The organism is Streptomyces sp. DG2A-72 (genome assembly GCF_030499575.1).
GTDB lineage: Bacteria > Actinomycetota > Actinomycetes > Streptomycetales > Streptomycetaceae > Streptomyces.
Map to the genome: position 1 here is coordinate 2,002,732 of NZ_JASTLC010000001.1, position 14,315 is coordinate 2,017,046.

The following is a 14,315-nucleotide window of genomic DNA, read 5'->3' on the forward strand; positions in this document are numbered from 1 at the left end:
GACACCCTCCGGATGATTAACTAGCACCGGTAGTTACGGTACCCGGGGTTCGCCGTCACACCGAGACGCGGGACTCCGCGACTTCCCGAGGACCGGGAAGCTCCACCGTCGCCGCCTGCTCGCACTGCATCACCCGCGGCAACCGCAGCGCCATCACCGCGCCCAGCACCAGCAGCCCCGCGCTCACCAGCAGCGTCACATGCAGTCCGTGCACGAAGGAGTCCTGGGCGGCGCGGCGCAGGGCGACACCGGCCGGGCCGCCGAGACGGTCGGCGACCTCGTACGCCTCGCCCAGCGAATGCTCCGCCGCGGCCGACGCCCGCCCCGGAACCCCCGGCACGGACGACAGTCCGGGCGCATACGCCGCGTTCATCACGCTTCCGAGCAGCGCGATCCCGATCCCGGCACCGAGCTGGTACGACGTCTCGCCGATCGCGGCGGCGCCGCCCGCCTGTTCCTGCGGGGCCTCGCTCAGCATCGACTCGTACGCCCCGAACAGCGTCGTCTCCAGACCGAAGCCCAGCAGCACGAACCCGAGCAGCAGCAGACCGGGATTGTCCTCGCCGCCCATCGCCATCAGCGTCAGTACCGCGACCGCGGTCAGCGCGAACCCGGCGCACACCATCCGCCGTGGCCCGAACCTGCGCAGCATCCGCGCCCCGGCAAGACCCGCCGCCATCGCGGCGAACGTCAGCGGCAGCAGCCGTAGACCCGTCTCCAGCGGGGAGAGCTCCAGCACCAGCTGCAGATACTGCGCCGCGATCAGCTCGAGCCCGACCAGCGCCAGCATCGCCAGCACGATGCAGCCCACTGACGTGCTGAACGCAGGGCGGGCGAACATCCGCAGGTCGACGAGCGGATGCTTGAGCCGCCGCTGCCGCCGTACGAACAGCACGAGCAGCACGGCGCCCACCACCAGCGGCAGCGCGGTGGCCCCGTCCACTTCGCCGCTCCCGAGCCGCTTGACCCCCAGGACCACCCCGAACAGACCGGCCGCCGCCATCAGCGCGCCGACGACGTCCCAGGGCCCCCTGCCGTCGCCCTTCGACTCGGGCAGCAGCAGGCGTCCCACGGGAAGGCTGACCAGCATCAGCGGGATGTTGACGAGGAAGACCGAGCCCCACCAGAAGTGTTCGAGGAGGAAGCCGCCGAGCAGCGGCCCGACCGCCGCGCCCACCGCGGCCACCGCGCTCCAGATGCCGATGGCGAGGGCCCGCTCACGCCGGTCGGGGAAGACCTGGCGGAGGATCGACAGGGTCGCGGGCATGATCATCGCGCCGCCGACGCCGAGCAGCGCCCGTGCGGCGATCAGCACCTGGGCGGTGTCGGCGAGGGCCGCCATGGCCGAGGCGACGCCGAAAAGCCCGTATCCGAGGAGCAGGATCCGTCTGCGGCCCACCCGGTCGCCGAGCGTGCCGAAGAGGATCAGCAGCGAGGCGCAGACGAGCGGATAGATGTCGACGATCCAGAGCAGTTCTATCGCGCCGGGCTTGAGGTCCTCGGTGACGGCGGGCACCGCCACGTGCAGCACGGTGGCGTCGACGGCGACCAGGAGCAGGCTCACGCAGAGGACGACCAGGACGACCCAGCGGTTTGCACCGGCCCCGGCCGCCCGACGGCGCAGCGCAGCGGCCGTGGTCGTCCCGGACATGTACGTACCTCCCAGATGTTCCCTCGCGTTCGGCGGGCACACGGGGTGGGGCTCCCCGTGACTCGGCCGGAGAGGAGCGGTGGTCTCCGGCCCGCGCAACGAAAGGCGAGTGACACGTCAATGTACGCGAGAACGCGCCGGTCCTGCGTGGCGGACCTCTCACACCTCCCGCGGAACATGTGTGGCGTACGCCACTCCGCCTCCCTCTCCACCACGTAGCGCGGGCCGGTCCGGTTCCGGGGGCCGTCGATAATCGGACCGTGACCGATCTTGCAACGCGCGTGGCACCAGCCGGACTCACGGGGACGGCCCGGGCCCTCCTCGGGTACGCGGCCGTCCGTGCCCTGGGCCTGCTCACCCTCGCCCTGTGGAGCGCGGCGCGCGACAAGAGCGCGTACACCCTGCTGACCGCCCGCTGGGACTCCCTCTGGTACACCAGGGTCGCCGAGCTGGGGTACGGCTACGAGGTCCGCCTCCCGAACGGCGACATCCACTCCAACCTCGCCTTCTTCCCGCTGCTGCCCTGGCTGGAGCGGCTGCTGCACGCGACGACCCCGCTGTCGTACGCGGGCGCCGGCTTCCTCGTCGCCGTGCTGGCCTCGCTCGCCGCGGCCTGGGGGATCCACGCGGTCGCCAACCTTGTGTACGGCCCGCGCGCGGGGTTCTGCGCGGTGCTGCTGTGGGCCGTGCTGCCCGTCGGGATCGTGCAGTCGATGGCGTACAGCGAGTCACTGTTCACCGCACTCGCCGCCTGGTCGCTGTACGCCGTCCTGACCGGCCGCTGGCTCACGTCCGGCACCCTGGCCCTGCTTGCGGGCCTGACCCGCCCGGTGGGCCTGGCGGTCGTGGCGGCGGTGTGGGCGGCCGGTATCGCCACTTTCGTACGACACCGAAGCGCGGCGCCCGACGAGGGCGCACGCAGCCCGGAACACGCCCCCTTACTTGCCCCCGGTACGCCGGAAAACGGCGCATCCGCGTGGCGGCGCGCCCTCGGCATGCTGCTCGCGCCCCTCGGCGCCGCCGGGTATGTCCTGTGGGTCGGCCACCGCACCGGCAAGGGCCCGCTCGGCTATCTCGACGTCCAGGCGGGCTGGCGCAACGGCTTCGACGGCGGCTGGGCGTTCGCCCGATTCGTCGCCGCAAAGTTCACGTCGTTTCCGTCGGCCCTGGCGGGGGTCGGGCTGATCGCCGGCATGGGCCTGGTCGTCTGGCTGTACGTCGTCTGCGTACGGCAGCGCCAGCCGCTGCCGCTGCTGGTGTACACGGGTGTCGTCACCGCGCTGGCGCTGTGCGCGTCGAGCTACTTCGGCTCGAAACCGCGCCTGCTCATGCCCGCCTTCTCCCTGCTGCTGCCCCTCGCCCTGGCCCTGGCCCGGCTGCGAACCACCAGGTCGGCGCTGGTGCTGGGCGCTGTGGCGGCCGGCTCGGCGGTGTACGGGGCGTTCTGGCTGAACGGCTCCGGTCCGCCCTGACGGGCCGCCGCAGAGCCACTGACGGCGGGTGAGCGTCCGGAGAATTCCCGGCCATCAACTGGTGAACGGATTTATAAGCGGAGTAAAACCTGGCCCCTGAAGTGATCAAAGGAATTGAAGGGAAGAGGCGCAGGGGATTGCAGAATCCTCGGAAATAAACCCCGTCCTGAGAGCTTTCCCACATCACATCGTCATTACAAAGGGCCAGCTTCTGCGGGTAACTCCACTCACTCCCTGTAACGTCGATCGTGTGCGTACCGAACCAAAGCCGAGCCGGCTCGACCGGATCTTCGCCCGGCTGGACCGCGAACCGGAGCGGCCCGTCCTAGACGTGCCCCGGATGACGCGGCACCGGGTGGTCCTTTTCGGCGCGACGCTCGCCTTCTACCTCACGATCGTTCTGGCGGTCGTGCTCACCTCTTGGCTGGTCCGGTTCGACTGGCAGGCGATGCTCTTCCGGCCGTACCAGCAATGGCCGGAGATCCACGCCTTCCTGGACTACTGGGTGGTCCTCGGCCAGCGCGGCCCGACGGCGGTGATGGTCACGGCCTGGCTGGGCTGGCGCTCCTGGCGGCAGCACACGCTGCGCCCGCTGCTGGCCTTCGGCGCGGCCGTGCTGCTGCTGAACATCACGGTGGCCGCGGTGAAGTACGGCCTGAGCCGCTCCGGTCCGCACTACGCGACGGACGTCGGCTCGAACGAGATGTGGCACTGGTTCCAGGCCGGCAGCGACATATTTCCTTCGGGACACACCGCGAACGCCGTGGTGACCTGGGGCATCCTCGCCTACCTCGCCGCCACGCCGCAGGCCCGGCGCTGGCTGTCGGCCCTGTCGGCCGTGGTGTCGCTCAGCGTCGGCCTGACCACCGTGTACCTGGGTACGCACTGGCTGAGCGATGTGCTGCTCGGCTGGGCCGCGGGTCTGCTGATCCTGCTGGCGCTGCCGTGGTTCGAGCCGCTGGTAGCCCGCGCCGAGGCCGAGATCTTCGACCTGCGCGACCGCTGGCGCTCCCGCCGCGCCGCCCCGGCGACCGTCCCGACGAGCCCGGTCGAGGTGCCGGTGGCGCTCAAGCCGCGTACGTCCGCCCAGGAGGAGCCTGCCGCGCCGGAGCCGGTCTCCACGGCACCCGAGCCGGTCTGCACGGCGCCCGAGCCGGTCTGCGCGGCGCAGGAGCCGGTCTCCACGACGCAGGAGCCGGTCTCCACGACGCAGGAGCCCGTCTCCACGGCCCAGGCGCCCAAGGCGCCCCTCTATCTGGCGCCGGGCCCGCACACGACCCGCTCGGACCGCACGCCGGTCACTCCGGTCGGCAGCCGCCGCCCGCCCCAGGCGGACCGCGTCACGCGCGGCACAGCCACCTCGGCCCGCCCCATGACGGGGGGCTGACCGCGCACAGCACGACGGCCCTGGTTTCCCGCGTCGGATGCGGGAAACCAGGGCCGCCGCCGTTTCTCAGCCCTTCCAGGCCCGCGCCACCAGGCCGTCCTTGACCTCGAAGTTCAGCCGTCCCACGCGGTACTCCATGGTGATGATCGCGCCCGGCGGCAGGGACCGCACGGTCGACCAGCCCCGGTCACGGGCGCGTCGCTCGGCCGCTCCGGCATCGAGGCCCACATACGAATCCGGGCTGTCCTGAGGTTCGGCGGGGGGTTTCGGAATGGGTGCCATGGCGCCACGCTAGGCCCCATTGAGCGGGCACGGAAGTCGGATCCGTGCACCGTGGGTCACTGATCCCTCTCGGGTCACACTTTTGTCACAGGATCACGACATGCGTTTCCGGTGCACTCCGTCACACGAACGGGCGCGCGCGTACGCCTTACGCAGGCATTCGAACGTAATTTCCGCGTGTCGCCCCGACTCTCCGAAAAGCCCGGCGGAAAGTGCCGGGGTAACCGCCACGGATCCGCATTCCATTCCGATTCCGCGTGGGGCCCACGGGGGCTGACGTCGCACAGGAAATGCATGGCTGAGGCACAGAACCCCGGTACGCCCCCTGTCGCGGCGCGCGACGACGCGAGCATCATGACGTGAGCTCGCGGGCACTCGCGCGCCGCGGGCGGCAGCGGCCCGTGGCGCGACGAGCGAAGGGGCGAGCGAGCGTATGGGGACCCAGACCGTGCAGACGGCGATGCGGCCCGTGCGGAAGAGGCCGCAGGGACGGGTGATCGTCGACTGGCTGACGACCACCGACCACAAGAAGATCGGCCATCTCTACCTGATCACGTCGTTCGCGTTCTTCCTCGTCGGCGGCCTGATGGCGCTGATCATGCGCGCCGAACTCGCCCGTCCGGGGCTGCAGCTCATCGACAACCAGCAGTTCAACCAGCTGTTCACGATGCACGGCACGATCATGCTGCTGCTGTTCGCGACGCCGACCTTCGCGGGTTTCGCCAATGAGCTGATGCCGCTGCAGATCGGCGCCCCCGACGTCGCCTTCCCGCGCCTGAACATGCTGTCGTACTGGCTATTCCTGTTCGGTGGCCTGATCGTGCTCGGCTCGCTGCTGGTGCCCACGGGGCCCGCGGCCTTCGGCTGGTTCGCCTACGCACCGCTGAACAGCGCGGAACGCTCGCCGGGCGTCGGACCCGACCTGTGGATCATGGGGCTCGCGCTGGCGGGTTTCGGCACGATCCTCGGCGCGGTCAACTTCATCACCACCATCATCGGGATGCGCGCCCCCGGCATGACGATGTTCCGGATGCCGATCTTCGTGTGGAACACGCTGTTCACGTCGATCCTGATCCTGATGGCGTTCCCGGTGCTGGCCGCGGCGCTGCTCTGTCTGGAGGCGGACCGGCGGTTCGGCTCGCAGATCTTCACGGCGGCGAACGGCGGCGCACTGCTGTGGCAGCACCTGTTCTGGTTCTTCGGGCATCCCGAGGTGTACATCATCGCGCTGCCGTTCTTCGGCATCATCACGGAGATCATTCCGGTCTTCAGCCGGAAGCCGATCTTCGGCTATCTGACGCTGATCGGCGCGACGATGGCGATCACCGGTCTGTCGGTGGTGGTGTGGGCGCACCACATGTTCGCGACGGGCGCGGTGCTGCTGCCGTTCTTCTCCTTCATGAGCTTCCTGATCGCGGTGCCGACGGGCGTGAAGTTCTTCAACTGGACCGGGACCATGCTCAAGGGCTCACTGTCCTTCGAGACGCCGATGCTGTGGTCGGTGGGGTTCCTGGTGACGTTTCTCTTCGGCGGTCTGACGGGCGTGATCCTCGCCTCGCCGCCGATGGACTTCCACGTCACGGACACCTACTTCGTGGTCGCGCACTTCCACTACGTCGTGTTCGGCACCGTCGTCTTCGCGATCTTCGCCGGGTTCTACTTCTGGTGGCCGAAGTTCACCGGGAAGATGCTCGACGAGCGGCTCGGCAAGATCCACTTCTGGACGCTGTTCATCGGCTTCCACACCACGTTCCTGGTGATGCACTGGCTGGGTGCCGAGGGCATGCCGCGCCGCTACTCGGACTATCTCGCCGCCGACGGCTTCACGGCGCTCAACACCATCTCGACGATCGGCTCGTTCCTCCTCGGCCTGTCGACACTGCCGTTCCTCTACAACGTCTGGAAGACCGCCAAGTACGGCACGAAGGTCGAGGTCGACGACCCCTGGGGCTACGGCCGCTCCCTGGAGTGGGCGACCTCCTGCCCACCGCCCCGGCACAACTTCACGACACTGCCCCGGATCCGCTCCGAGTCCCCGGCGTTCGACCTGCATCATCCCGAGTACGCGGAGCTCGCTCCAGAGCGCGAGACAGCCGGTCCCGAGCGGTCCTGATCGTGTCAGTGAGCTCCATGGGCTCCAGCACCTCAAACTCGAAGCCCATCAGCATCACGTGAATGACCATCACGTCGAGACTCGCGGCCCCGGTGCGCAGGACGCAGCTGTTCTCGCCGTCGGGCTCCAGCACCCCGGCCGACGGCGAGATCTGCTCGGCCGCCTCCGCGAGGGGCACCAGCAGCCGCACGACGGCGTGCGAGGCGTACGCGCGCGTGGAGACCCCTTGGGAGACATACGCGGCGAGGTCGTCGGCGGGCGGCTTGCGCGGGGTGAAACGCGGGCCGTGCGGCGGCTTCGGGGTGATGCGGTCGACGCGGAACGTACGCCAGTCGTCGCGGTCCAGGTCCCAGGCGACCAGGTACCAGCGGCGCTCGGTGCACACCAGGCGGTGCGGTTCGACGGTACGGCGGGTCACGGCTCCTTCGTGCGTGCGGTACTCGAAGCGCAGTCTCTCGGCGTCCCGGCAGAGGTTGGCCAGCTCGGTGAGGACGGCCGGGTCGACGGCGGAGGGCTGGGGGCCGCGCAGCATCGGCACGGTGAAGGCGTTCAGGGCGCCCACGCGGCGGCGCAGCCGGCTCGGCAGGACCTGTTCGAGCTTGGCGAGGGCCCGTACGGAGGTCTCGCCGATGCCCTCGATGCCCTGTCCGGCGGCCGTGCGCAGCCCGACGGCGACGGCCACCGCCTCGTCGTCGTCCAGGAGCAGCGGTGGCAGCTCGGCGCCCGCGCCCAGCTGATAGCCGCCGCCCGTGCCGGGGCTGGCGTTGACGGGATAGCCCAGCTCGCGCAGCCGGTCCACGTCCCGGCGCACCGTGCGCGGCGTGACGCCGAGCCGCTCGGCCAGGTCGGCGCCGGACCATTCGCGGTGGGCCTGGAGGAGCGAGAGCAGGCGCAGCAGTCGTGCCGAGGTCTCCAACATGGTCGTGAGTCTGCCAGCCCTTGCGGACAGGCATGGTCCGCAAAGTCGTCATTGCTCGTACGGCAGTTGCGGCACGTCGAAGCACGTGTCGTTCATGTCTCCCTGGGAGACCCAGCCCTTGCCGTCCTGCCAGCGGGCCACCGACAGACAGGTCCTGCGGGTCTGGGGCGGCTCGGCCAGCCGCTCGAAGCGGACCGGAACCAGCAGCCCGTCGGCGGTGTAGCCCTCGCTGCGGTTCATGAAGTCGTCGACACACGCGCGCGTGACGCCCTCCTGGGCACAGGACCGGGCCGCCTCCGTGAACCACGCCGCGGCGGCCCACCCCTCCAACTGCCACTGGGAGTGCGTCTTCAGCCCCTCGGTGGCGTCCCGGAACTCCCGTACGGCCTCATGGTCCGTGTCCTCGTGGTTCCGGCTGGATCCGTTCGCCCACAGGGCGTTGCGGCAGCGCGGCGAGTCCTTGTAGTCGTCGGGGACGGCGGACGTCCAGTTCTGTACGTTCGTGACCTTGGCGGTGACCTCGGCGCCGACGTCGTCCATCGCCTTGCACAGCTGGGCGTTGCCGTGCCCGTCGATCGCGTCGAAGACGAGGTCGGCGCCCTGGTCCTTGAGGTCGGCCGCCACGGCACGGAAGTTGGGCAGCGCGAAGTCGACCTGCTCGGTGACGACCTTGTAGCCCTCGGCCTTCAGCCCTCGCTCGACGAGCCGGGCGTAGGCGGCGGACGCGGCCTGGTTGTACGAGACGACGGCGGCCGTGCGGGCGCCGTGCTCGCGCTTGAAGTACCGGTAGACCTCGGTGCCGCCGTACTGCTTGCCGTCCCAGCCGGTCGTGCCGTCGCGGGGCGCGAGGCTGCCGTAGATGCCGTAGAGGTGCGGCCAGGTGTCGTAGGCGGCGCCGATGGGCTGGCCGCCGATGTCGGGCACGCGCGCGCGTGAGACACGGGAGGCGCCCGCGTAGTCGAGCGCGGTGGTGGCGACCAGGGCGACGACCTCGTCCTCGTCGATGAGCTGGTGCACGCACTCGTTGTTGCCGACCCCGCTGCCGCCGTCGTCGCACAGGCGCACCTCGACCGGGCGCCCGTCGATGCCCCCGCGCGCGTTGAGGCGGTCGAAGTAGGCCTTCGCGCCGTCGCGCGGGCCGGTGAAGGCGTTGCCGCCGACGGGGCTGGTGGCGCTGGTGATGATGCCGACGAGCAGCGGCGCACCGGCGGTCGCCTGCGGGGTCGTACGGCCGTCGCTCTCGAAGTCGCTCTCCGGCAGGCGGCTGCCGCAGGCCGTGCTCAGGGCGAGCAGCAGCACCGCCGAGAGGGCCTCAGCAACCCGGGAGGGCCGACGCCGAGGCATTGCCGCTCATGCTCACCAGCGCGCACAGGGTCTTGGCGGACACCTTCCAGGCGCCGTCCTGCTCGACCGCCGTTCCGGAGGCGCCGGGCAGTGCGGTGGCGCCCTTGAGCGTCAGGTCGTACGTCACGTTCGCCTCGGTCGGCGAGGTGAACTCGACCGCGGTGACCTTCGCCTGGACCTGCCCGCCGCGTTCGTCGCCGCTGAAGGCCGCCAGCACGGGGGCCATCCGGTCGCCGTTCTCGAGGACGGACTGCTTGTCCTGTGCCGAGGTCGCCGGATCGAAGAACTTCTGCCAGTTCTGCTCGATCTCCCGCTCGGCCGCCGCCGTGTCGGCGGGCCCCGACGCGGCCGGACTCGTCGGCTGCTCGGTCTGCTCGACGGTCGGTGTCGGCAGCGGTGTCTCGCTGCCACCGCCCTCGTCGTCGCCGCAGGCCGCGAGGGCCGGGGCGAGGAGGAGGAGCAACGCGGCCACGATCGCGGTACCGCGTCCTGCGCTCCCCCGCCTGAGGTCGCTCCCGAGAACCATCTGGCTCACCACCGGGTGTCGGTCCGGGCCGGGTGCGCCCGGTGCTTTCAGGGTCAGCTTGCAGAAGGCATAGTGCAAGTCCATTGGCCGACATGGAATATCGCCAGAGACATGACGTGTGGGAGCCAGAGATGCGGACAGCCCGACTGCCGACCGTGCACCCCGTCCTCTGGGCCGGCTGGGCGGCGCTCGCCGCGGGCGCGGTGCTGTGTGTGATCGGCTGGTACGGCATCTCGGGCGAGCGGTTCGCCGAGCGGCAGCTGCCCTATCTCGCGTCCTGCACGGTCCCCGGAGCCGCGTTGATCATCGCCGGTGCGGTGCTGCTGACGCATGGCCGCAGCGCGCTCGCCGCCGCGCGCGTGGAGGAGCTGTACGGCCTGCTGGTCGCCTCGGAGCCTGACGGCACGGTGGACTCCGGGCAGGCGGCGGCCTCGCCCCTCGCGGTCAGCGCGGATCTGCTGATGGTGCCGGGCGGCACGCTGTTCCACCGCGCGGACTGCCCGTTGGTCGCCGGGAAGGCGGAGGCAGTGCCGGTGGACGGGAAGCTGGTGGCGAGCGGCGAGCTGGGGCCCTGCCCGATCTGTGAGCCCGCCGAAGCAGACGGCTGATGTCGTCCCTCACGTACGACCTCACGCTCGCCGGTCTGTCGGTCGGCAGCGCCGCCGCGCTCACCGGGATCGGTCTGATCGTGACGTATCGCGCGACCGGGGTGCTCAACTTCGCGCACGGGGCCATCGCCATGGTGTGTGCGTACGCGCTGCGGCAGTGCGTGGTCGAGTGGGGCTGGCCGCTGTGGCTCGGCGCGCTGGTGACGCTGGTGGTCCTGGCGCCGGGCCTGGGGGTGGTGCTGGAGCGTTTCGTCTTCCGCCCGCTGTCTGTGCTCGGCAGCGATCCGGCGCAGACACTGGTGGCGTCGATCGGGGTCTTCGTGCTGCTGGTCGGCGGTGCGGCGCTGGTGTGGGGGCAGGGTGCGCGGGACGACGCTCCCGAGCTGGTGTCGGCGGACCCTTGGGGACAGCTGGCGGTGGTGGCCGTACTGGCGACCGGTGTCGGTGCGGTGATCCGGTGGACGAGGTTCGGGCGGGAGCTCAGGGCCGTCGTGGACGACCGGCAGCTGGCCGTGCTCGGCGGGATCGACGCGGACCGGGTGGCGGCGGCCGGCTGGGCGTTCGGGTCGTTCACGGCGGGTCTGACGGGCGTGCTGCTGGCGCCGTACGTCCGGCTGGACCCGTACGGCCTGCCGCTGCTCGTCATGGAGGTCGTCGCGGTCGCGGTCGCGGCGCGGATGCGCAGTCTGCCGGTCGCGGTCGTGACGGCGCTGGGGATCGGGGTGGCGCAGAGCCAGCTGACGCGCCTTCATCCCTCGGGCTGGGGCGAACCGTTGCTCCAGGCCGTCGGCGCGAACCTGTTCGTGGTGGCGCTGCTGAGCGCGGCCCTCGTCCTGCCCCGCGTCGGCACCCGGGACGCACTGCCGCGCACGGCCACCGCGCGCGTGCCGACCCCGCCGGGCGCCTGGATCGTGGCGGTGGTCCTGTTCCTGCTGCCGCTGGGCTTCGCGGGCTCGGACCTCCATACGTCGGTGCAGGTGCCGGCGCTGGGCGTGGTGCTCCTCTCCCTGGTGGTCGTCACGGGCCGCGGCGGCCAGATCTCGCTCGGCCAAGCGGCGTACGCGGGCCTGGGCGCCCTCTTCACCGCCCTGCTCGCGGCGGGCCGCTTCCCCGGCCTGCCCCGCCTGCCGGAACTGGCCGCGCTGGCGGTGGCGGTGCTCCTGGTAGCGCCCCTCGGCCTGCTCACCGGCTGGCCGGCGATCAGCCGCCAGGGCCTCGCCCAGGCGCTGGCGACCTTCGCGGTCGGCGTGGGCGTGAGCCGCTTCGTGTTCGCGCAGCCGTACGCCACGTCGGGCCTTTCGCTGGACCGCCCGGCGGGCTTCGACGGAGACCGCGCGTACTACGTCCTGGAGTTGGCCCTGCTGGCAGCCGCGCTCCTCGCGACGCACGCGCTGCGCAGGGGCCGTACGGGCAGAGCTCTCGCGGCCATGCGCGACCACGAGTCGGGCGCGTCGGCGGCAGGCGTAAAGGTCCCGTCCCTCAAGCTCCTGGCCTTCGTCTCCGGCGCCGCCCTGGCCGCCCTCGGCGGCGGAATGCTCGGCATGGGGCTCCGCGCCTTCGACCCCGGCGCCTACGACCCCGTACGCGGCCTGCTGTGGTTCGCGGCGGTGGTGGTCCTGGGCGCCGACTCCACCCTGGGCGCACTGGCAGCGGCTGCCCTCCTGGTCGGCCTGGACGCGGGGGCGCGAGGCGGAGTGGCAGCGGCCCTGATCGGCGTGCTGGCGGTGCTGGTCGGCCGGTTCCCCGGAGGACCGTACGAGGCACTGCGAACGGCGACGCGACGCCTACGACCACGGCGGAACGCGACACTGACGACGGCGGGGGTGGAGCTACGCAGGCGCCTGCGACGACCGGAACAAGACCGGGCCCCTCACCCGGAACCGACGACCGCGACGACGAACGACGGCACAGCCACGGCTACGACAGCCGACACGAGGCTGCGTCAGGGGCTACCCACAGGCCACATCAGCGCCCAGTCCCCACAACAACCACCCGCACCCGACGACGGAAGTGGCACGGGTGGTGCGGGTGGGAGCCCCGACCCGGTCCTCACCACCCGCCACCTCCACGCCCACTACGGCGGCTTCACCGCACTCGACGACATCGACCTCGACGTCCTCCGAGGCCGGATCACCGCCATCGTCGGCCCCAACGGCGCAGGCAAGAGCACCCTGTTCCACTGCCTCGCCGGCACCCTGCGCCCCGCACAGGGCCACGTACGGCTCGACGACCGGGACATCACCCGGCTGCCCGCACACGCCCGCACCCGGCTCGGCATCGCACGGACGTTCCAGCAGCTGGCCGTTTTCCCCTCGTTGACGGTGGCCGAAAATGTTCGCGTGGGCGCCGAGCAGGGGCGGATCGCCGATCAGACGGCCGTAGAGCGGACGCTGAGGCTGTTCGGTCTGGACGGGCCGGTCCGGGAGCTTCCCGCCGCGGGCCTGCCCACCGGCACCCTGCGCAGGGTGGAGCTGGCGCGAGCCCTCGCGGGCAGCCCGCGCGTGCTGCTGCTCGACGAGCCCGCCGCGGGCCTGGACACCCCCGAAGTGACCGCGCTGGCCCGCATCCTGAAGGCCCTCGCCGCCGACGGCACCGCCCTGCTCGTCGTCGAGCACGATCTCGACCTGGTCGCCGACCTCGCCGACGTCGTACACGTCATGGCGGCGGGCCGCATCGTCTCCTCCGGCCCGCCCGACCGCGTACTGGACACGCTGGAGGCGGCCGGCCGATGACCTCCACGATCTCCCTGCGGCACGCGCGCGTGCGCTACGGCCCCCTGGAAGCCCTGCACGGCGTCACCCTCGCCGCCCCCGGCCCCGGCCTCACCGTCCTGCTGGGCCGCAACGGATCCGGCCGTACGACGGCCCTGCGCGCCCTGGCCGGAACCGTGCCCCTGTCCGGCGGCGCGGTGGTGTGGGACGGCGTCGACGTGACCCGGACGCCGGCGTTCGAGCGGGCCCGGCGCGGGCTGTGCATGGTCCCGGAACGGCAGGCGGTGTTCGGCTCCCTCACCGTCCGCGAGAACCTCGAACTGGCGGCTGCCGACGTGACCCCGGCCCTCGACGCCTACCCGCAGCTGACGCCCCTGCTGCCGCGCCGGGCAGGCACCCTCTCCGGCGGCGAGCAGCGCATGCTCGCGCTCTCCCGCGCCCTGCTGGCACGCGCGCGCGTGGTGCTCGTCGACGAACCTGCGCAGGGCATGTCCCCCACGGTCGCGGCACGGACGTACGAACTGCTGGCCGCGCTCGACGCGTGTGTGGTCGTCGCCGAGCAGCGGCTGCCGCCCGCCCTCGACGGCCGGGCGGCGCTCGGGTACGAACTGCGCCGCGGGGCCGTCGTGTTCAGCGGCGAGGCGGGGGAACTTCAGCGACGGGAAGCGGCGGACCGAAGAGACCAGGGTCCGGGTCCGGCACACGGTTCCCGTCCTCCGGGATGACCAGCAGTATGTCCACCTTCAGCTGGTCGGGACGGCGGCCGAGCCGCTTCTTGTTGGCCTTGTGGAGCGCCTGCCAGCCGCCCCTGACGCCGTATCTGCGGGCGATCGACGTCAGCGTGTCGCCGCTCTTCACGGCATGCATCCGCCCCTTGAGCCCGTATCTCTTGGAGCAGACGGGCCAGGCCTCCCAGCCCTGCACGGCCACCACCTTCCGGGCGACGGCGATCTGCTCCTCACGCGAGGCGAGATCCGCGCGCGGGGCGTACTTCAGGCCGCCGAAGTCCTCCCACGTGGACTGCCCGAACTGCAGCCCTCCGTAGAAGCCGTTGCCGGAGTTGACGTTCCAGCGCCCGCTGCTCTCGCACTCGGCGAGACAGCCCCAGGGCCACTTGCCCTTGCCGCAGTCGCGGGGCCCGAGCAGCGTGTCGAGCAGCGGAACGGGGACCGGCAGCGGCGGCACCTCGTGCGCGGCGGCCGGCGTGACGGTGGCGAGCAGCGCCGCCACGGCGAGCGTGATCAGCTTGGTGTACATCGACTCACGCTAAGCAGTGCGCCTCGTACGGCCGCCGCGGCGCGT

At 71.4% G+C, this 14,315-nt stretch carries 12 protein-coding genes; 6 read left to right on the top strand and 6 right to left on the bottom strand.

Annotated features, from left to right (window positions below; all coding sequences use genetic code 11):
* Positions 1 to 55: 55 nt before the first annotated feature.
* Positions 56 to 1,651, bottom strand: coding sequence for an MFS transporter (locus QQY66_RS09630; protein ID WP_301978713.1), 1,596 nt, complete (start codon positions 1,649 to 1,651; stop codon positions 56 to 58).
* Between the two features lie 260 nt (positions 1,652 to 1,911).
* Here QQY66_RS09630 and QQY66_RS09635 point away from each other — a divergent pair, with 260 nt between their 5' ends.
* Positions 1,912 to 3,123 carry a mannosyltransferase family protein gene (locus QQY66_RS09635; RefSeq protein WP_301978714.1) on the top strand — a complete coding sequence of 404 codons (1,212 nt, stop codon included), beginning with the start codon at positions 1,912 to 1,914 and terminating at the stop codon, positions 3,121 to 3,123.
* Positions 3,124 to 3,373: 250 nt separating this feature from the next.
* On the top strand, positions 3,374 to 4,510 hold the full coding sequence (locus QQY66_RS09640) for a phosphatase PAP2 family protein (protein ID WP_301978715.1): 1,137 nt from the start codon (positions 3,374 to 3,376) through the stop codon (positions 4,508 to 4,510).
* A 66-nt stretch (positions 4,511 to 4,576) separates the two neighbouring features.
* Here the strand turns inward: QQY66_RS09640 and QQY66_RS09645 are convergent, their stop codons facing one another.
* Complete coding sequence (locus QQY66_RS09645; RefSeq protein WP_301978716.1) at positions 4,577 to 4,792, bottom strand: I78 family peptidase inhibitor; 216 nt, start codon at positions 4,790 to 4,792, stop codon at positions 4,577 to 4,579.
* A gap of 433 nt (positions 4,793 to 5,225) precedes the next feature.
* On the opposite strand from QQY66_RS09645, the gene ctaD reads away from it, so the two are divergent.
* Positions 5,226 to 6,905: a cytochrome c oxidase subunit I gene (gene ctaD / locus QQY66_RS09650; RefSeq protein WP_301978717.1), complete on the top strand. Its 1,680-nt coding sequence runs from the start codon at positions 5,226 to 5,228 to the stop codon at positions 6,903 to 6,905.
* Here the strand turns inward: ctaD and QQY66_RS09655 are convergent.
* Genes QQY66_RS09655 through QQY66_RS09665 form a run of 3 tightly spaced genes read right to left on the bottom strand, consistent with a single transcriptional unit; the run spans position 6,796 to position 9,694 of the window.
* Positions 6,796 to 7,824: a YafY family protein gene (locus QQY66_RS09655; RefSeq protein ID WP_301978718.1), complete on the bottom strand. Its 1,029-nt coding sequence runs from the start codon at positions 7,822 to 7,824 to the stop codon at positions 6,796 to 6,798. The two genes, ctaD and QQY66_RS09655, sit on opposite strands and share 110 nt — an antisense overlap.
* A 48-nt stretch (positions 7,825 to 7,872) precedes the next feature.
* Positions 7,873 to 9,168, bottom strand: coding sequence for an ABC transporter substrate-binding protein (locus QQY66_RS09660; RefSeq protein WP_301978719.1), 1,296 nt, complete (start codon positions 9,166 to 9,168; stop codon positions 7,873 to 7,875).
* A complete protein-coding gene (locus QQY66_RS09665; RefSeq protein ID WP_301978720.1) occupies positions 9,137 to 9,694 on the bottom strand; it encodes a hypothetical protein in 558 nt (185 codons plus the stop codon). The genes QQY66_RS09660 and QQY66_RS09665 overlap by 32 nt, the downstream gene beginning before the upstream one ends.
* Positions 9,695 to 9,825: 131 nt before the next feature.
* On the opposite strand from QQY66_RS09665, the gene QQY66_RS09670 reads away from it, so the two are divergent.
* The 3 genes from QQY66_RS09670 to QQY66_RS09680 are packed head-to-tail and all read left to right on the top strand — an operon-like array spanning position 9,826 to position 13,738.
* Positions 9,826 to 10,302 (top strand): hypothetical protein, encoded by a 477-nt coding sequence (locus tag QQY66_RS09670; protein ID WP_301978721.1) that lies wholly within the window; start codon positions 9,826 to 9,828, stop codon positions 10,300 to 10,302.
* The gene (locus QQY66_RS09675) at positions 10,302 to 13,034 is read left to right on the top strand and encodes an ATP-binding cassette domain-containing protein (RefSeq protein ID WP_301978722.1); all 2,733 of its coding nucleotides are present in this window, start codon (positions 10,302 to 10,304) and stop codon (positions 13,032 to 13,034) included. Before QQY66_RS09670 ends, QQY66_RS09675 begins: the two co-directional genes overlap by 1 nt.
* The gene (locus QQY66_RS09680; RefSeq protein WP_301978723.1) at positions 13,031 to 13,738 is read left to right on the top strand and encodes an ATP-binding cassette domain-containing protein; all 708 of its coding nucleotides are present in this window, start codon (positions 13,031 to 13,033) and stop codon (positions 13,736 to 13,738) included. Before QQY66_RS09675 ends, QQY66_RS09680 begins: the two co-directional genes overlap by 4 nt.
* Here QQY66_RS09680 and QQY66_RS09685 read toward each other — a convergent pair.
* Positions 13,644 to 14,270: a transglycosylase family protein gene (locus QQY66_RS09685; protein WP_301978724.1), complete on the bottom strand. Its 627-nt coding sequence runs from the start codon at positions 14,268 to 14,270 to the stop codon at positions 13,644 to 13,646. The two genes, QQY66_RS09680 and QQY66_RS09685, sit on opposite strands and share 95 nt — an antisense overlap.
* Positions 14,271 to 14,315: the final 45 nt, after the last annotated feature.

Excerpts from the sequence above, each read along its gene's own strand:
- QQY66_RS09630 (WP_301978713.1), bottom strand. The coding sequence starts at position 1,651 with ATGTCCGGGACGACCACGGCCGCTGCGCTGCGCCGTCGGGCGGCCGGG.
- QQY66_RS09670 (WP_301978721.1), top strand. The coding sequence starts at position 9,826 with ATGCGGACAGCCCGACTGCCGACCGTGCACCCCGTCCTCTGGGCCGGC.
- QQY66_RS09645 (WP_301978716.1), bottom strand. The coding sequence starts at position 4,792 with ATGGCACCCATTCCGAAACCCCCCGCCGAACCTCAGGACAGCCCGGAT.
- ctaD (WP_301978717.1), top strand. The coding sequence starts at position 5,226 with ATGGGGACCCAGACCGTGCAGACGGCGATGCGGCCCGTGCGGAAGAGG.
- QQY66_RS09685 (WP_301978724.1), bottom strand. The coding sequence starts at position 14,270 with ATGTACACCAAGCTGATCACGCTCGCCGTGGCGGCGCTGCTCGCCACC.
- QQY66_RS09680 (WP_301978723.1), top strand. The coding sequence starts at position 13,031 with ATGACCTCCACGATCTCCCTGCGGCACGCGCGCGTGCGCTACGGCCCC.
- QQY66_RS09655 (WP_301978718.1), bottom strand. The coding sequence starts at position 7,824 with ATGTTGGAGACCTCGGCACGACTGCTGCGCCTGCTCTCGCTCCTCCAG.
- QQY66_RS09660 (WP_301978719.1), bottom strand. The coding sequence starts at position 9,168 with ATGCCTCGGCGTCGGCCCTCCCGGGTTGCTGAGGCCCTCTCGGCGGTG.
- QQY66_RS09675 (WP_301978722.1), top strand. The coding sequence starts at position 10,302 with ATGTCGTCCCTCACGTACGACCTCACGCTCGCCGGTCTGTCGGTCGGC.
- QQY66_RS09665 (WP_301978720.1), bottom strand. The coding sequence starts at position 9,694 with ATGGTTCTCGGGAGCGACCTCAGGCGGGGGAGCGCAGGACGCGGTACC.